The following is a 15,514-nucleotide window of genomic DNA, read 5'->3' as shown; positions in this document are numbered from 1 at the left end:
ATTAGTGAATGCAAGGCTCTTGGAAAATCGGTGTCTATTTTGTATTTTGGATACAAAATTACACCAGCAGAGACTGTAACAATGCCAAGAACCCGCGCAATTCCCAGGCAAAGTTTGCCCGATGTCATCACAAATGACCTGCGCGAGCGGATTCTAAGCGGTGAGATGGCAGAAGGTGAAGCCATCCGTCAAGAAGCCCTGGCAGAAGACTATGACGTGTCACGCATGCCCATACGAGAAGCGTTAAAACGGCTTGATGCAGAGGGTCTTGTGCAGCTGACCAACAATCGCGGCGCTGCGGTGACAAGACATTCGCTGTCAGAAATCGGTGAGATATTTGACCTGCGGATAATGTTGGAGGTCGACCTGTTCAGGCGTGCAATTCCACAGATGACCGAGGCAAATTTTGCCGAATGCGAAAGGTTTCTGGACGAAATGGAAACGTCCTACGAAGCCTATGATGTCGGGCGGTGGGGTGGTTTGAACTACGAATACCACAATGCGCTTTACGCTGCAGCAGGCCGTGGGATCACCAATGATATACTACAACGGATCAATCTACAGTCCGATCGCTATGTCCGTATGCACCTGAGCGTTATGGAACAACGCGAGCCCGCGAAAAAGGACCATCGCCAACTGCTGACGCTGGCCGAGAATGGGCAAGTTGAGGAAGCCTGCGCGCTGTTGACCCAACATATTGGGCGTACAAAAGACCATTTGCTTGCGATGGTCACCGCAACGCGCAGTTCCGAGAGCTAACCTAACCCAGCGGATGCAGGCATGCAGCCTGATGGGTTGTTCCTTGCAGATCGGGTGGTGCCGCACGGCATTCGTCAGTTGCCAGCCAGCATCGCTGAGCAAAGGCACATCCCTTGGGGATATTCATCGGTGAGGGCAACTCACCTTCCAGCTTGATCCGTTCCTTACGCGCATCGGGGTCGGCACGCGGTGTCGTCGACAACAACGTTTTGGAGTAAGGATGCCGGGGCGCCGCGAACAACTGTTCTTTCGGAGCTTTCTCGACTGCACGTCCCAGATACATGACGATTACGTCATCAGCGAAATGCTTCACCACCGACAGGTCATGCGAGATGAACAGATAGGCCAGGTTCAGACGCTCTTGCAGTTCAACCAGCAGGTTCAGGATTTGTGACTGGATCGAAACATCCAGCGCCGATACCGGCTCATCCAAAACCAGAACCTTGGGGTTCAGCATCAGGGCTCGGGCAATCGCAATCCGCTGCCGTTGGCCGCCCGAAAACATGTGGGGGTAGCGATCAAAATGCTCGGGGCGCAGACCGACAAGATCAATCATTTCGCGTGCGCGAGTTTCCCGTTCCGCAGTGGTCATATCGGGCCGGTTGATGATCAGAGGTTCCTGCAGGATCTGACCGATCCGTTGTCGCGGATTAAGCGAACCATAGGGATCCTGAAACACGATCTGCACGTTTTCGCGCATCTCAGCCCATTTTGACGGGGTGATATCGACGCCGTCGATGGTCAGTGTTCCCGAAGTGGGCTCTTCAATCATCGTTACGACGCGAGCGAGGGTGGATTTACCGCACCCGGACTCTCCTACAATGGCCAGCGTCTTGCCAGGCTCTAGGGCAAAATCCACACCGGAAAGGGCTTTGACCGTTGCCGATTTCGACAGCAATCCCCCTTTGACCTCATAGTGCCGGGCCAACGCGTTTGCCTGAACGATCGGGGCGGTCATGCCAATTCTCCAGCGGTGATTTCCTTGACGTGGTGACAGCGGGCCTTGCCGAAATCTGCTCCATGCGGAGCGGGTGGTGTGTTCCGGCACAAGTCATCGGCGAATTGGCATCGCGGGCTGAACAAGCAACCTTTGGGACGGTCAAATTGACCAGGAACAACACCTGGAATCGTCGGCAGCAATTTCGAGGTTGCCCGTTCAGGCAAAGCGTTCAGCAAAGCTGAGGTATAAGGATGGCGCGGTGTGCGGAACAGATCGCGTACCGGCTGTTCCTCGACCTTTTGACCGGCATATTGGACCTGAACCCGCTCGGCGGTTTCTGCCACAACACCCATGTCATGGGTAATCAGAACAAGGCCCATCCCCTGCTCATCGCGCAATCGGACCAACAGATCCAGAATCTGCGCCTGAATTGTTACATCAAGCGCGGTAGTGGGTTCGTCCGCGATCAGAAGCTTCGGGGTGCAGGCAATCGCCATCGCGATCATGACCCGCTGATTCATGCCGCCCGACATCTGGTGAGGAAACGTATTCAGACGGCTCTCGGGTGCCGGGATACCCACCAGGTCAAACAGCTCAATCGCGCGCTGATGACGGTCTTTGCGGTTTAGCCCAAGATGGATACGCAGTGCTTCTTTGATCTGGAAACCGACCGTGAAACAGGGGTTTAGCGAAGACATCGGCTCTTGAAAGATCATGGCAATATCTTTGCCGATGATCTTGCGCCGATCCCGTGCCGAGATTTTGGTCAGGTCGCGACCCTCAAAGCTCATTTCATCTGCCGTGATCGTCGCCGTCCATGGCAGCAACCCCATCAGCGCCAGCATTGACACGGATTTCCCCGAGCCGCTTTCTCCGACGATGGCCATCAACTCGCCCTTGTTGACAGACAGATCAACGCCATCCACAGCGCGGAACTCACCCGATGCAGTAGCAAACTCGACCGAAAGATTTCGGATTTCCAACAGGCTCATGTCTTCAGCTCCGTTTCAGCTTGGGGTCCAGCGCGTCGCGCAGACCGTCGCCCATCAGGTTGATTGCCAGCACCGTGACCAGAATGGCCAGGCCAGGGAAAGTTACCACCCACCAGGCGCGCAGAATGAATTCGCGCGCTTCGGCCAGCATTGTGCCCCATTCCGGCGTGGGCGGCTGCGCCCCCATGCCCAGAAAGCCAAGTGCCGCAGCATCCAGAATCGCGGTCGAGAAGGACAGCGCCGCCTGGACAATGATCGGCGCCAGACAGTTCGGCAGCACGGTTTTGAACATCAGGCGTGCCTTGCTTGCACCGGCCACACGGGCCGAGGTCACATAATCCTTTTGCCGTTCGGCCAGAACCGAGGCGCGGGTGAGGCGCACGTAATGTGGTTGAAACACAATGGCGATGGCGATCATTGCATTGGTCAGAGACGGGCCCAGAATGGCGACCAGAACCAGTGCCAGCAGCAGCGACGGAAAGGACAGGATAATATCCATCACGCGCATGATCATCGTATCGACCCATTTGGGTGCAAACCCGGAAAGCAGGCCAAGAACCACACCGCCTGACACGGCCACACAAACCACGACGATCCCGACAAAGAAGGAATAGCGAGATCCCATAATCAGCCGCGACAGCATATCCCGGCCCAGCGGATCAGTTCCCAGCGGGAAGGCCCAACTGCCGCCTTCCTGCCACGCCGGAGGCTGCAGGATATGCTCGCGGAACTGTTCGGTTGGATCGTAGGGGGCCAGCAAAGGTGCGAAGGCAGCGCAAAAGACAAAGGCCGCGAATACCCACAGGCCAATCACCGCGCCGCGGTTTTCACTGAAATAAAACCAGAATTCGCGCAAGGCGCTTGGGCGGTCTTCGGTTTTGGGTGCGTTTGCAGATAGTTCAGCCATCACCGCCTCCGGATTTTTGGATTGATGATGCCATAAAGGACATCGACCAGTAGGTTCACCAGCATCACGATCACGGCGATCATCAGAAGACCGCCCTGCACCACCGGGTAATCGCGCCGGAAGATGCTGTCGACCATCCACTTGCCGATGCCCGGCCAGCTAAAGATCGTCTCGGTCAGAATTGCACCAGCCAGCAAAGTTCCAACCGACAGGCCGATCACCGTAATCACGGGGATCAACGCATTACGCAGAGCATGCAGCCCGTTAATCCGAGTGGGTGACAGGCCTTTTGCCCGCGCGGTACGAATGTAGTCCTCGCCCAGAACCTCAAGCATCGCCGAGCGCGTCTGACGCGCAATGACAGCCAGCGGGATCGTCCCCAGAACAATCGTTGGCAGAATCAAATGCCGAACAGCCGACGTGAATGCCCCGGGTTGCCCCGACAAAAGACTGTCGATCAGCATAAAGCCGGTCACGCTGGGGAAGTAATACAGAAGGTCGATCCGGCCCGAAACAGGCGTCCAACCCAGATTGCCCGAGAACACGATGATCAGCAGCAGCGCCCACCAGAAGATCGGCATTGAATACCCAACCAGCGCCGAAGACATCAGCGCCCGGTCAAAGAATTTGCCCCGGTTGACTGCGGCAATGACACCGGCGGGCAACCCAAGGGCCACCGCGAAGATCATCGCGCAGATCGACAATTCCAGCGTCGCTGGGAACAGGGCAAAAAACTCGTCCCAGACCGGTTTCTTGGTGACAAAGCTTTCGCCCAGATCGCCCTGCATAACGCCGGTCAGATAGTCCCAATATTGTTGGAGGACCGGCTTGTCGAAGCCCAGTTTGACCACCATTTCCTGATAGCGTTCCTCGGACATTCCGCGTTCACCGGCCATGACGATGATCGGATCACCGGGCAAAACCCGAATGAACATGAAGGAGATAAGCGTTACACCCAGGAATGTCGGAATGAACATACCGAGACGAGAAAGAAAGTAGCCAAACATCAGCGACCTATGATTGTGAGATCTTTGGGAAAGTGGGTCAGCGACCGACAGCCATCCCCTGTAACAAGCACGTCATCTTCTATGCGCACGCCGAAATTGTCCAGCGCGTAAAGGCCCGGCTCGTTTGTCCAAACCATGCCCGGCAGGATTTTCTGGTCGTTTCCACGCATGATATACGGCGCTTCGTGAACGTCGCGGCCCAGCCCGTGGCCCGTTTTAGTGCGGATCCGGTCGGCATAGGGTGACGCTTCGAGCACGCCGATCACGGCATCGTCGATATCATGCGCCGTGGCACCGGGACGGCAGGCTTTGAACCCTGCCAGATTGGCGCGCAGAACGGTGTCATAGACCGCCCTGCCCTCGTCCGAGACCTCTTCGACAAAGAACGTGCGGGTGATGTCGGCGGCAAACCCATGTTTGCGGGCTCCGAAATCAAACAAAAGCGCATCGCCCGGTTTGATCTGGTAATCCGCCCGCGCCTTACCATGGGGCCGCGCCGAGTTATCCCCGGCGGCAACAATCGGCGAAAATGCCAGCGAGGCGGCGCCTTCCGCAAACAGCGCCTGAATCAAGGCCTGTTCAATCTGCAATTCGGTCTGACCGACGCGCACATCCGCAATCACGCGCTCTAACGCGCGTTCAGAGATGTCGATCGCGGCTTGAAGCGCTGCGATATCGTCTTCTGTCTTGATGATGCGCAAGCCAGAAATTTCACGCTCGGCATCGACAATCTGCAGGTCCGGTAACGCGTTGGTAAACGCCTTCGACACAAAGACTCGCATCACCTGCCCTTCCACAGCCAGCGATGTCAGCGGCATATGCTTGGCGAGGGCTGCAAAGGCGTCATCATACCCGGTCTGGTCGAACCAGTCGAAAACGGCGCCTTCAAATCCAACCAGGTCCCAACTGCCGAGCTCAAGGTTGGGAACGATGGCCGCAGGAGAACCTTCGCCGGGGACCACGACCACAAAGGGCCGTTCGTGGCTCATGAAAGGTTTTCCCAATGCGCGGGTGAAATTCGGGCCGGGCACAAGGGCCACGGCATCAACTGACATGTCCTTTGCCAGTTGACGGTACTCGGACAAATTCGGCATCAGGGCCGACCTCCAATAAGAAACCGGAGCCGCCACGCGGGCGGCTCCGGTCGGTAAGTGATGAATTATTCGACGCTCACACCGTAGAAGATGTGGCCGCCCAGCGGGTGCACTTTATAGCCCTGCACTTCGTTGCGCATCGGCATAAAGACCACCGAGTGTGCGATCGTTGCCCAAGGCGCCTGCTCTTTGAAGACCACCTGAGCGTCTTCATACAGCTTGGTGCGTTCGGCCTGATCGGTGGACTGCTTGGCTTTGAGGATCAGCTCTTCGAAGGGTTCGTGGCACCACTGCGCCCGGTTCGAGGCTTCGCGTCCGTCACAACCCAGCAGAACCGCCAAGAAGTTGTCTGGATCGCCATTGTCACCGGTCCAACCCAGCAGAACGGCTCCGTCACGGTCCAGATCTTTCGAACGCGACAGGTATTCACCCCATTCATAGGACACGATTTCGACGTCGACACCAACCTTGGCAAAATCCGCTTGGATCAGCTCGGCCATACGGCGTGCATTCGGGTTATAGGGACGCTGTACCGGCATCGCCCAAACCTTCATCGACAGGTCGGATACGCCTTCGGCTTCCAGCATCGCCTTGGCCGCTTCGGGATCATACGCGTCATCGGTGATGGCGTCGTTATAGCCCCACATGGTTGGCGGGATCGGGTTCTTGGCAACCTGGCCCGAGCCCTGGAACACGACGTCGATGATCGCATTCTTGTCGATCGCCATGTTCAGCGCCTTGCGGACCTTCGGATTGTCGAAAGGTGCCATAGTGGTGTTGTAGGCGAGGTAGCCGACGTTCAGGCCTTCCTGCTCCAACATGTTGATATCCGCATCGTCCTGCATCGCCTGAATGTCGGCCGGGTTCGGATAAGGCATGATATGACATTCGCCCGCTTTCAGCTTTTGATAGCGAACCGATGCATCCGGCGTGATCGCGAAGATCAGGTTCTCCACATCCGCAGGGGCCTTCCAGTAGTCGGCATTCTGCGCATAGCGGATCACCGCGTCTTTCTGATAGGCTACAAACGAGAACGGACCAGTCCCGATCGGTGCTGTGTTCAGCTTCTCAGGCGTACCCGCGGCCATCATCGCATCCGCATATTCCGCAGACAGGATCGAGGCAAAGTCCATCGCCATGTTGGCCACAAAAGGCGCTTCAGGCTTGGACAGGGTGAACTTCACTGTGTAGTCGTCGACTTTTTCAATCGACTCGACCAGGTCCGGCATACCCATGCCCTGGAAATATTCCCAGGTACCACCAGATACCTGATTATAGGCATGGCCTTCATCCTTCTGGCGCACGAACGAGAAGATCACGTCATCAGCATTGAAATCACGCGTCGGCGTGAATTCGTTATTCGAATGGAATTTGACGCCCTGACGCAATTTGAAGGTATATTCCAGACCATCATCGCTGGCCTCAACGCTTTCCGCCAGACCGGGGATAACATTGGTAGTACCGGTCTCAAACTCGAGCAGACGGTTGTAAATCGGGTGTGACGAGGCATCAAAGGTTGTCCCTGCGGTAAATAGCGCCGGGTCAAAGCCTTCGGGTGATCCTTCCGAGCAATATACCAAAGTATTTGCTTGGGCCGCAGCACTGGACAACGCAATCGCTGCAGTTGCGGCCATCAATCTAAGTTTCATGAGTTTCTCCCAGAAATGTTTTTTCTTCAGATTTTCGCGTTGTTCTAATTTCTAGTCAGAACAATCTTTGATGACTGTCACCGCCGCGAAATCCCTGCCCAATGTATCCAAAATACAAAATCCATTGTCAACTGAGTTCACCGCCCAGCGATCAGGAAGTAAAAAAGAGGGCAGGTACAGCGTTATGATTTGCCTGGTCGGGCCTGTTTTCTAACTGATTTCGGTTCTTTGGCGATTAGAGCCAAGCAGTGGCGAAGCCACCGGGCAGGAGCCTCCGAACTCTTGAATGCCATCAATCCTAAATGCCGCGGGCTTCAGGGATCGACCTCCACATCCATATCTTGAATCGAGTCGATCCGACCCAAATGTCAGGCGCCGTAACGGGCCATGAACATGTCGACAGCCTGCAGCGCGACCTCTTCAATCTCAGCCTCTGAAAAGCTGCTTTGAATGCCGAATGTGGATCGGGGCCAAAGGCGGACCTTGCACAATTCCGAAAACTGTTCAGCGGCAAATTGAAGGTCCTCGATAACCAATTCGCCTTTATTCACCGCTTTTTGCAGATATTCTGCAAGTTGCCGGGTGCCATTTTGCGGCCCCGCCTCATAGAAGGCGCGGCCAAGTTCGGGGAACCGATCTTGCTCGGCCACGCAGATGCGGAACACCTGCTGCGCAAAATCCGACACCAGAAATGCGGCCAGCTGGGTCGCAGCGATGGTCAGCACCTCGCGTGCGGGTTTTGTATCGTCAACCATCGAAACGACATTCTCGGCCATACGGCAGCACTCGTTCTGAGCGACCTCCATGAAAAGAAGACGCTTATCCGGGAAATAGCTGTACAAAGTCGCCTTGGAAACACCCGCCGCGCGCGCAATGTCATCTACACTAGCTCCTTCGAAACCATCTGCCATGAACACTGATCGGGCTCCTTGCAGGACCTGATCAAATTTTCGGCCTGTTCGCAAAATGGCAGTTGCTTCGGACATGCGCTCTCCTTCAGGGGTGAATTCGTCGAATCTATAAACTGATCAGTTCAGATACAACGATTCGCATAGGATTTCGGCCATGGGCAGGCGGGATTATGGTAATTTTTCCGTTAGGTCAGTCCGCGAAGGTCGTTCGGCGGGGCCTGATTGGCTAGGGGTTGCCGCCAGAGAAAACCGTGCTAACACTCTGGCCATGGCTGATATTTTTCTGCGTACGCTGCCGTTCTTTGCGATTATCGGCCTGGGGTATTGGGCTGGGCGCAGTCGGTTCTTTTCGGAAGAAGCCACGGCCTATCTGACGAAATTCGTGTTCTATTTCGCGCTTTCGGCAATGTTGTTCCGCTTTGCCGCCACCCTGCCCTTTGCCGAGATATTCGACGGCAGATTGGTCGCGGGCTATCTGCTGGGAACGCTTACGGTTTATGCTCTGGCCAGTCTGATCGCGTGGATGCGCGGCCTTGACATACCAACCTCGGCCGTCGAGGCCCAATGCGCTGCGATCGGCAATGTGGGCTTTCTGGGGCTGCCGATGCTTGCGCTTTTGTTCACCGAAGCAGCAATCGGCCCGGTCATGCTGGTATTGACTGTCGACCTTGTGGTGTTTTCCTCGCTGATCGTGATTTTGATCAATGCCGGACGCGATGGGCGGCTGACGCCGGCAACATTTAGGTTGATTGGCCTCGGTTTGCTCAAAAACCCGATGATCGTATCTATTTCAGCGGGGCTTTTGTGGTCAGCCTTCCAAATTCCCGTGCCCGTTCCACTGAACGATTTTCTGACAATCCTGGGCGGGGCAGCCACTCCGGGAGCCTTGTTTGCGATAGGGGCATCGCTCGCCAGCAAATCCGCCGAGCGTGTTCAGATCGCTGCCTGGCTGAGTTTTTGCAAGCTGATCATTCATCCGCTCTGCGTTGCTGTCTTCGTAATCTGGCTGATCCCGGCGGAAAGCTTCTCGGCTTCGGTTGCCATTGCAGCGGCAGCACTGCCGGTCGCTGGGAATGTCTATATGCTGGCGGCCTATTACGGGGTCGCACCCCATCGGGCTTCGGCCGCAATTCTCTTGTCTACCGTGGTCAGCATCCTGACACTGCCACTGGTGATTGCCATAGCCGGAAAATTCTAAGCCACAGATAGGGAAAATACTCGCTGGCCGCAGGAACACAGACTTTACGCACGGACCGAGTAACGATAGCCATGGCGCGAACCTAACGTAAGGACGGAACCAAATGGAAACCCTTTCGGAAAACGCTTGTTTCGGAGGCGTCCAGGGCGTCTATCGCCACGCCTCGGCTGCCTGCCAATGCGACATGACTTTTGGACTGTTCCTGCCCGCCGAGGCAAAGGACGGCCCGGTTCCGGTTCTATGGTATCTGTCTGGTCTGACCTGCACCCATGAAAACGCCATGACCAAGGCCGGGGCGCAGGCCTGGGCCGCGGAACAGGGTATCGCCCTTGTTTTCCCTGACACATCCCCGCGCGGCGAAGGCGTCGCCGATCACGAGGACTACGATCTGGGCCAGGGCGCGGGGTTTTATGTGAATGCCACGCAATCACCCTGGGCACCGCACTTCAACATGTGGGACTATGTGGCCGAGGAATTGCCCGCTCTGCTGGTTGAAACCTTTGCAATCGACGCAGACCGCCAGGCCATTACCGGCCATTCCATGGGCGGCCATGGCGCCCTGACATTGGCAATGAACCTACCGGGTCGGTTCCGATCGGTTTCGGCATTTGCACCGATTTCAAACCCAACAAGCGCCGATTGGGGCCGCAAACAACTGAAGGCATATCTGGGCGATGACGCGGCCCAATGGGCCAAGCACGACGCATCGCTGATGATGAAGAACACCGGTTTCGACGGCCCTGTCCTGATCGACACCGGCGACAATGACCAGTTCATCGACCTGTTGCGCCCCGAGGCGCTGGCCCAGGCGATAGCCGAACGTCGCCAACAGGCAGTTTTCCGTCTGCAGCCCGGCTATGACCATTCTTACTTCTTTGTGTCGACCTTCATGGAAGACCACATCACTTTCCACGCCGAAGCACTGTATGGAGACTGAGGCATGAGCAAATACGACTATGACCTGATCATTGTCGGGTCCGGCCCTTCCGGTCGTTCGGCGGCGATTCAGGCAGGCAAGCTGAAACGCCGGGTGCTGGTTATCGACCGCAAGGATCGATTGGGTGGGGTCTCGGTCCATACCGGGACCATCCCGTCAAAAACTCTCCGCGAGACAGTGCTGAACCTGTCTGGCTGGCGCGAGCGCAGCTTTTACGGGCGCTCGTACCGGGTAAAGGATCAGATCCGGGCCGAAGACCTCAAGGCTCGGTTGCACATGACGCTGGACCATGAGGTCGACGTGCTGGAACATCAGTTCAACCGGAACCACGTGGAAACCTTAAATGGTCTGGCAAGATTTGTCGGTCCCCACGAGATTGAGGTTGCAACCGACGCAGGCGAAACCACACGTCTGTCCGCCGCAAAGTTCCTGATCGCCACCGGAACCAAGACCTATCGTCCCGATTATGTGCCCTTCAACGGGAAGACCATCGTCGATGGCGATGATTTTCTGGAGATGGCCGAGATACCGCGCTCGCTATGCGTGATCGGGGCCGGTGTAATCGGTGTTGAATATGCCACGATGTTTTCCGCGCTTGATGTACGTGTCACCCTGATTGAACCCCGCGAGACGTTTCTGGATTTCATCGACAGCCGGCTGATCCACGACTTTACCCACCAAATCCGCGAAAACGGCGTGGATTTGCGGCTGGGCTCTGCCGTTGAAAAGATCGAAGATGGAGGTAGCCACGTAGAAGTGACGCTCGAGAATGGACGGCATGTCCGGGCCGAGATGTTGCTGTTTGCCGCCGGGCGGATGGGCGCGACCTCGGCCTTGAATCTGGATGCGGTCGGGCTGACAACCGATCACCGCAACCGGATTGAGGTCGATCGCAAGACCTATCAGACAACGGTACCGCATATCTATGCGACCGGAGATGTAATCGGACATCCCTCGTTGGCATCAACCTCGCTGCAGCAGGGGCGCGTGGCGGCATGTCACGCGTTGGAGACCCCAACCCTGCCGGAAAGCCCCTGGTACCCTTACGGCATCTATTCGGTGCCCGAGATATCCACCTGCGGCATGTCCGAAGAGGAGCTACAGGAGCGCGATATCCCTTACGAGGTCGGCGTCGCGCGATTCCGCGAAACTTCTCGCGGGCATATCATGGGGTTGGAACATGGCATGTTGAAGATGCTGTTTTCGCTGAAAACCCGCCGGGTTCTTGGTGTGCAAATCGTAGGCGAAGGCGCGACTGAGCTGATCCATATCGCACAGGCTGTATTGAACCTGAAAGGTACAGTGGATTATTTCGTTCAAAACACATTCAACTACCCGACCTTGGCCGAGGCCTATAAGATTGCTGGTCTGGATGCGTTTAACCGGATGCCCATCCCTGAGGAGTTCAAGGTCAAGAAGAAGCCTGCCGAGAAACAGGCAAAGAAAGCGTGACAACCCTGTACATAGACGCAGATGCCTGTCCAGTGAAGGCCGAGGCCGAGCGTGTAGCGACCCGACATAAGATTCCGATGGCTCTGGTATCGAACGGGGGCTTGAGGCCTTCGGCCAATCCTCTGGTACAGGTTGTGATCGTGTCTGCAGGTGCGGATGAGGCCGATAAATGGATCGCAGACCGTTGTGGTATAGGGGACGTGGTTGTGACCTCTGACATTCCTTTAGCCGCGAAATGTGTTGAAGCAGGTGCGCGTGTATTACGTCACAACGGCGAGGCCTTTACCGCCGCCAATATTGGTCAGCAACTGGCGATGCGCGACCTGATGGCAGACCTGCGTTCAGCAAACCCTCTGGGCGCCGGGGGCGGTGGCAAGCCTTTTGGCAAGGCCGATAGGTCCCGGTTTTTGGATGCGTTGGAACGGGAATTGCGGGCGGCACTAAGGGCATGACCTTCCCGCCCGTCACAGACGCATAGGAGATGCTTCTCCTCCGGTTGGGCCGGGCAGCGCTGCGCGCTGCAGTTCCTGTCTTGAAAAGCGCAGCAAGGATTGATTCAGTCAGCCCCAGCAGAGATTCTAAGAAGGATTATTCATGCCAATAGAAGCGGTGGTTTTCGACATCGGGAATGTCCTGATAGAATGGCAGCCAGAACGGTACTACGACGCGGTTATTGGTGAAGACCGTCGCCGGGCCCTGTTTGCCGAGGTTGACCTGCATGGAATGAATGATCTTGTTGATCAGGGGCAACATTTCACTGACACCATCTATGGCTGGGCTGATAAATATCCCCAATGGCGGGATGAAATTCGGATGTGGCACGACAAGTGGATCGAATTGGCCACGCCCGAAATTCCCCACTCGGTACGGTTGCAACGTGCGCTGCGCGCCAAAGGCATCTCGGTCTTTGCGCTCACAAATTTCGGGGTGCAGAATTTTGAGTATGCAACCACGGTCTATCCATTCCTCAACGAGTTTGACCGGCTGTATGTTTCAGGTCGCATGCAGACCGTGAAACCGCATGTCCCGATTTACGAGAAGGTAGAGGTCGATTGTGGTCTGGCGCCTGAGGCGTTGTTGTTCACCGACGACCGGATCGACAATATCGAAACGGCGCAGGCGCGAGGCTGGCAAACGCATCATTTTGAGGGCCCGCAAGGATGGGCAGACCGGTTGGTGGCAGAGGGGCTTTTGACCCGCGAAGAGGCCCGCTAGATCAGGCTGCGACGGAGAGCGGCCGGTTCTCGCGGATGGGAAGGTGAACGATGGCGCTGAAGGCGCCGATGGCCACGCCGACCCACCAGACAAAGGTGTAATCTCCGTACTGGTCATACATACGGCCGCCTAGCCAGACGCCAAGAAAACTGCCGACCTGATGGCTGAAGAAGATGATGCCGTAAAGCGTACCCATGTAGCGCAACCCGTACAAATGTGCGACAAGCCCCGAGGTCAGTGGAACCGTTGCCAGCCAGAGCGAACCCATGACCAATGAGAATACAACGACCGTGATTGGCGTGATTGGCAGGATTATGAAAGCCGCCGCTGTAAGCGTGCGGGCGGCATAAATAGAGGCCAGAAGGTATTTCTTGGGAAAGTGCATTCCGGCCCACCCCGCCAGCAATGTCCCTCCGATATTGGCCAACCCGATCAATGAAATCGACACAGCCCCTAATGCGGAAGTTGTCGTTATACCAATGGAATGCAGTATTCCACCCGGCTGAATCGGGCCGCACATTTCGGTAACGAAAGCGGGAAAATGCGCTGTGATAAAGCCAAGCTGATAACCACAGCTGAAAAATCCCAGGAAAATCAGGGTATAAGACGGGTCCCGGAAGGCCTTACCCAGAATCTGGCCCATGTTCTCTTCGATTTCGGCTTTGGTTGCGGCTTGGGGCGCGCGCATGAAGGGCAGAGTCAAGACCAGTGCCAGGATGGCAACGGCAAACACGATGAAAACCTGTTGCCAGGGCATAAAAGACAAAAGCCATTCCGCCGTTGGAGCACCCAAAACCTGGCCAAAGCTTCCTGCCGCTGTCACGACGGCCAGAGACATAGAGCGGTTATGATCAGAGGACGCCCGTCCAACTACGGCAAGCACGACACCAAACCCCGTGCCGGCAATCCCAAAGCCCACAAGCCAGGCGTACATCTGATGCTCGAAAGGGGTAACGGACCACGCCGACAACACCATGCCCGCTGCATAGGTCAATGCCCCGAGCACAATCGCACGGCGATCCCCCACCTTCTCAGCGATGGCGGCAAAAATGGGTTGTCCAATTCCCCAAGCGAGATTCTGGATGGCAATCGCCATCGAAAAATCGGTGCGCAGCCAGCCGAATTCAGTCGCAATGGGGATCTGGAATACGCCAAAGGATGCCCGCACTGCAAAACTGACTGCGATAATGATGCAGCCGACGATCAAGATCGGGTTTAGCAGGCGCGCGTGTTGGGGCATTGAATCCTCGGGATGGCAGAGCCGCGACGGTACGCAAATTTGTACAGTGGTCAATTCAGGAGTTTTGACGCCGCGGATAAGCAAAATTGATGCATCTTCCAAATGCCTTCTTTTCAACGCCCTGAGGTGAAGGTATCCCTCGGGATATGTCAGATTTGATATCGATTTACGAGGCACGCATCGCCGATGACACTTTGACGCGGGACGATGCGCAAGAGGCTGTCCTTCCGCATTTCGAACGCATTCGCGCGGCCTTGGCTACCCCGGTCAAGCGTGGTTTCTTTCGCAAGGCACCCCCGCCGCCCCAGGGACTTTATCTGTGGGGCGGAGTTGGTCGTGGCAAGTCGATGTTGATGGATATGTTTGTCGACGCGCTTGGCGACATCCCCGCCCGTCGCGTCCATTTTCATGCTTTCATGCAGGAAATCCACGCGGGAATGCACAAAGCTCGTAAGGACGGAGTTGAGGATGCGCTTGCACCGGTCGCGGACTCGGTTGTCAAATCCGTAAAACTGCTGGCATTTGACGAGATGCAGATCACCGATATCACCGATGCGATGATCGTCGGGCGGCTGTTTGATCTTTTGCATGCTGGCGGGGTCGTGGTCATCACCACATCCAACCGGCACCCGGACGAATTGTACAAGAACGGCTTGAACCGCCAGCTCTTTTTGCCATTCATCGCGCATATCAAGGAACAGCTTCAGATATGGGAGCTGGTCTCGCCCACTGATTACCGACAGAACCGTCTTGAAGGTGCGCCAGTCTATTTCACGCCGATCGGCCCCGAGGCTCGACAGAATATCCGATCCGTCTGGAACGATCTCGCGGGCGGTGCGGCGGAACCGCTGGTGTTGCAGGTAAATGGCCGTGCTGTCGAATTGCCGGCCTTTCGGAACGGGATAGCCCGAGCAAGCTTCTATGATCTGTGCGGACGGATGCTGGGCCCTGCAGATTATCTGGCCGTTGCCGAGGCGGTCAAAGTCCTGGTTCTGGAGGACATCCCGCGCCTGTCCCGGAATAATTTCAATGAGGCCAAGCGCTTTGTGACGTTGATTGACGCCTTGTATGAGGCGCGGGTTCGCCTGATCTGTTCGGCGGCCGCAGAGCCCGAGATGTTGTATGTCGAGGGTGAAGGGACGTTCGAGTTCGAACGCACTGCCTCGCGACTGTGCGAGATGCAGGCCGAGGATTGGGGGGCATAGGGGCGCTG

15 protein-coding genes are annotated in these 15,514 nt (G+C 56.3%); 7 read left to right on the top strand and 8 right to left on the bottom strand.

The genetic code is table 11. From position 1 onward, the window contains the following. Positions 1 to 81: 81 nt before the first annotated feature. The gene (locus tag AC2FHW_RS08035; protein ID WP_271948861.1) at positions 82 to 759 is read left to right on the top strand and encodes a GntR family transcriptional regulator; all 678 of its coding nucleotides are present in this window, start codon (positions 82 to 84) and stop codon (positions 757 to 759) included. Between the two features lies 1 nt (position 760). Here the strand turns inward: AC2FHW_RS08035 and AC2FHW_RS08030 are convergent, their stop codons facing one another. The 7 genes from AC2FHW_RS08030 to AC2FHW_RS08000 form a co-directional block, all read right to left on the bottom strand. Beyond that, positions 761 to 1,717: an ABC transporter ATP-binding protein gene (locus AC2FHW_RS08030; protein ID WP_496821749.1), complete on the bottom strand. Its 957-nt coding sequence runs from the start codon at positions 1,715 to 1,717 to the stop codon at positions 761 to 763. After that, positions 1,714 to 2,691: an ABC transporter ATP-binding protein gene (locus tag AC2FHW_RS08025; protein ID WP_142636312.1), complete on the bottom strand. Its 978-nt coding sequence runs from the start codon at positions 2,689 to 2,691 to the stop codon at positions 1,714 to 1,716. Before AC2FHW_RS08025 ends, AC2FHW_RS08030 begins: the two co-directional genes overlap by 4 nt. 4 nt (positions 2,692 to 2,695) lie before the next feature. Continuing rightward, positions 2,696 to 3,598: an ABC transporter permease subunit gene (locus AC2FHW_RS08020; RefSeq protein ID WP_185956667.1), complete on the bottom strand. Its 903-nt coding sequence runs from the start codon at positions 3,596 to 3,598 to the stop codon at positions 2,696 to 2,698. Continuing rightward, the gene (locus tag AC2FHW_RS08015; protein ID WP_142636316.1) at positions 3,598 to 4,605 is read right to left on the bottom strand and encodes an ABC transporter permease subunit; all 1,008 of its coding nucleotides are present in this window, start codon (positions 4,603 to 4,605) and stop codon (positions 3,598 to 3,600) included. The genes AC2FHW_RS08020 and AC2FHW_RS08015 overlap by 1 nt, the downstream gene beginning before the upstream one ends. Beyond that, on the bottom strand, positions 4,605 to 5,699 hold the full coding sequence (locus AC2FHW_RS08010; protein WP_496728770.1) for a M24 family metallopeptidase: 1,095 nt from the start codon (positions 5,697 to 5,699) through the stop codon (positions 4,605 to 4,607). Before AC2FHW_RS08010 ends, AC2FHW_RS08015 begins: the two co-directional genes overlap by 1 nt. 65 nt (positions 5,700 to 5,764) lie before the next feature. Next, complete coding sequence (locus AC2FHW_RS08005; protein WP_496821748.1) at positions 5,765 to 7,348, bottom strand: ABC transporter substrate-binding protein; 1,584 nt, start codon at positions 7,346 to 7,348, stop codon at positions 5,765 to 5,767. Between the two features lie 368 nt (positions 7,349 to 7,716). Then, positions 7,717 to 8,334: a TetR/AcrR family transcriptional regulator gene (locus AC2FHW_RS08000; protein WP_142636321.1), complete on the bottom strand. Its 618-nt coding sequence runs from the start codon at positions 8,332 to 8,334 to the stop codon at positions 7,717 to 7,719. Positions 8,335 to 8,527: 193 nt separating this feature from the next. Between AC2FHW_RS08000 and AC2FHW_RS07995 the strand changes: the two genes are divergently transcribed. From AC2FHW_RS07995 to AC2FHW_RS07975, 5 genes are all read left to right on the top strand, one after another. Next, the gene (locus tag AC2FHW_RS07995; RefSeq protein ID WP_271948868.1) at positions 8,528 to 9,457 is read left to right on the top strand and encodes an AEC family transporter; all 930 of its coding nucleotides are present in this window, start codon (positions 8,528 to 8,530) and stop codon (positions 9,455 to 9,457) included. Positions 9,458 to 9,560: 103 nt separating this feature from the next. Then, on the top strand, positions 9,561 to 10,394 hold the full coding sequence (fghA, locus tag AC2FHW_RS07990) for an S-formylglutathione hydrolase (RefSeq protein ID WP_142636325.1): 834 nt from the start codon (positions 9,561 to 9,563) through the stop codon (positions 10,392 to 10,394). A gap of 3 nt (positions 10,395 to 10,397) precedes the next feature. Then, positions 10,398 to 11,846: a Si-specific NAD(P)(+) transhydrogenase gene (sthA, locus tag AC2FHW_RS07985; protein WP_271948870.1), complete on the top strand. Its 1,449-nt coding sequence runs from the start codon at positions 10,398 to 10,400 to the stop codon at positions 11,844 to 11,846. Continuing rightward, the gene (locus AC2FHW_RS07980; protein WP_142636329.1) at positions 11,843 to 12,298 is read left to right on the top strand and encodes a YaiI/YqxD family protein; all 456 of its coding nucleotides are present in this window, start codon (positions 11,843 to 11,845) and stop codon (positions 12,296 to 12,298) included. The genes sthA and AC2FHW_RS07980 overlap by 4 nt, the downstream gene beginning before the upstream one ends. A 142-nt stretch (positions 12,299 to 12,440) precedes the next feature. After that, positions 12,441 to 13,061: an HAD family hydrolase gene (locus AC2FHW_RS07975; protein WP_496677076.1), complete on the top strand. Its 621-nt coding sequence runs from the start codon at positions 12,441 to 12,443 to the stop codon at positions 13,059 to 13,061. 1 nt (position 13,062) lies between these two features. Here the strand turns inward: AC2FHW_RS07975 and AC2FHW_RS07970 are convergent, their stop codons facing one another. Beyond that, on the bottom strand, positions 13,063 to 14,301 hold the full coding sequence (locus AC2FHW_RS07970; protein ID WP_496708013.1) for an MFS transporter: 1,239 nt from the start codon (positions 14,299 to 14,301) through the stop codon (positions 13,063 to 13,065). 146 nt (positions 14,302 to 14,447) lie between these two features. Here AC2FHW_RS07970 and zapE point away from each other — a divergent pair, with 146 nt between their 5' ends. After that, complete coding sequence (zapE, locus tag AC2FHW_RS07965) at positions 14,448 to 15,506, top strand: cell division protein ZapE (RefSeq protein ID WP_496708012.1); 1,059 nt, start codon at positions 14,448 to 14,450, stop codon at positions 15,504 to 15,506. Positions 15,507 to 15,514 lie beyond the last annotated feature (8 nt).

Source organism: Ruegeria sp. YTSA108 (assembly GCF_059610185.1).
The sequence above is the reverse complement of the archived record's forward strand: the minus strand, read 5'-3'. Positions and strand labels throughout refer to the sequence as shown.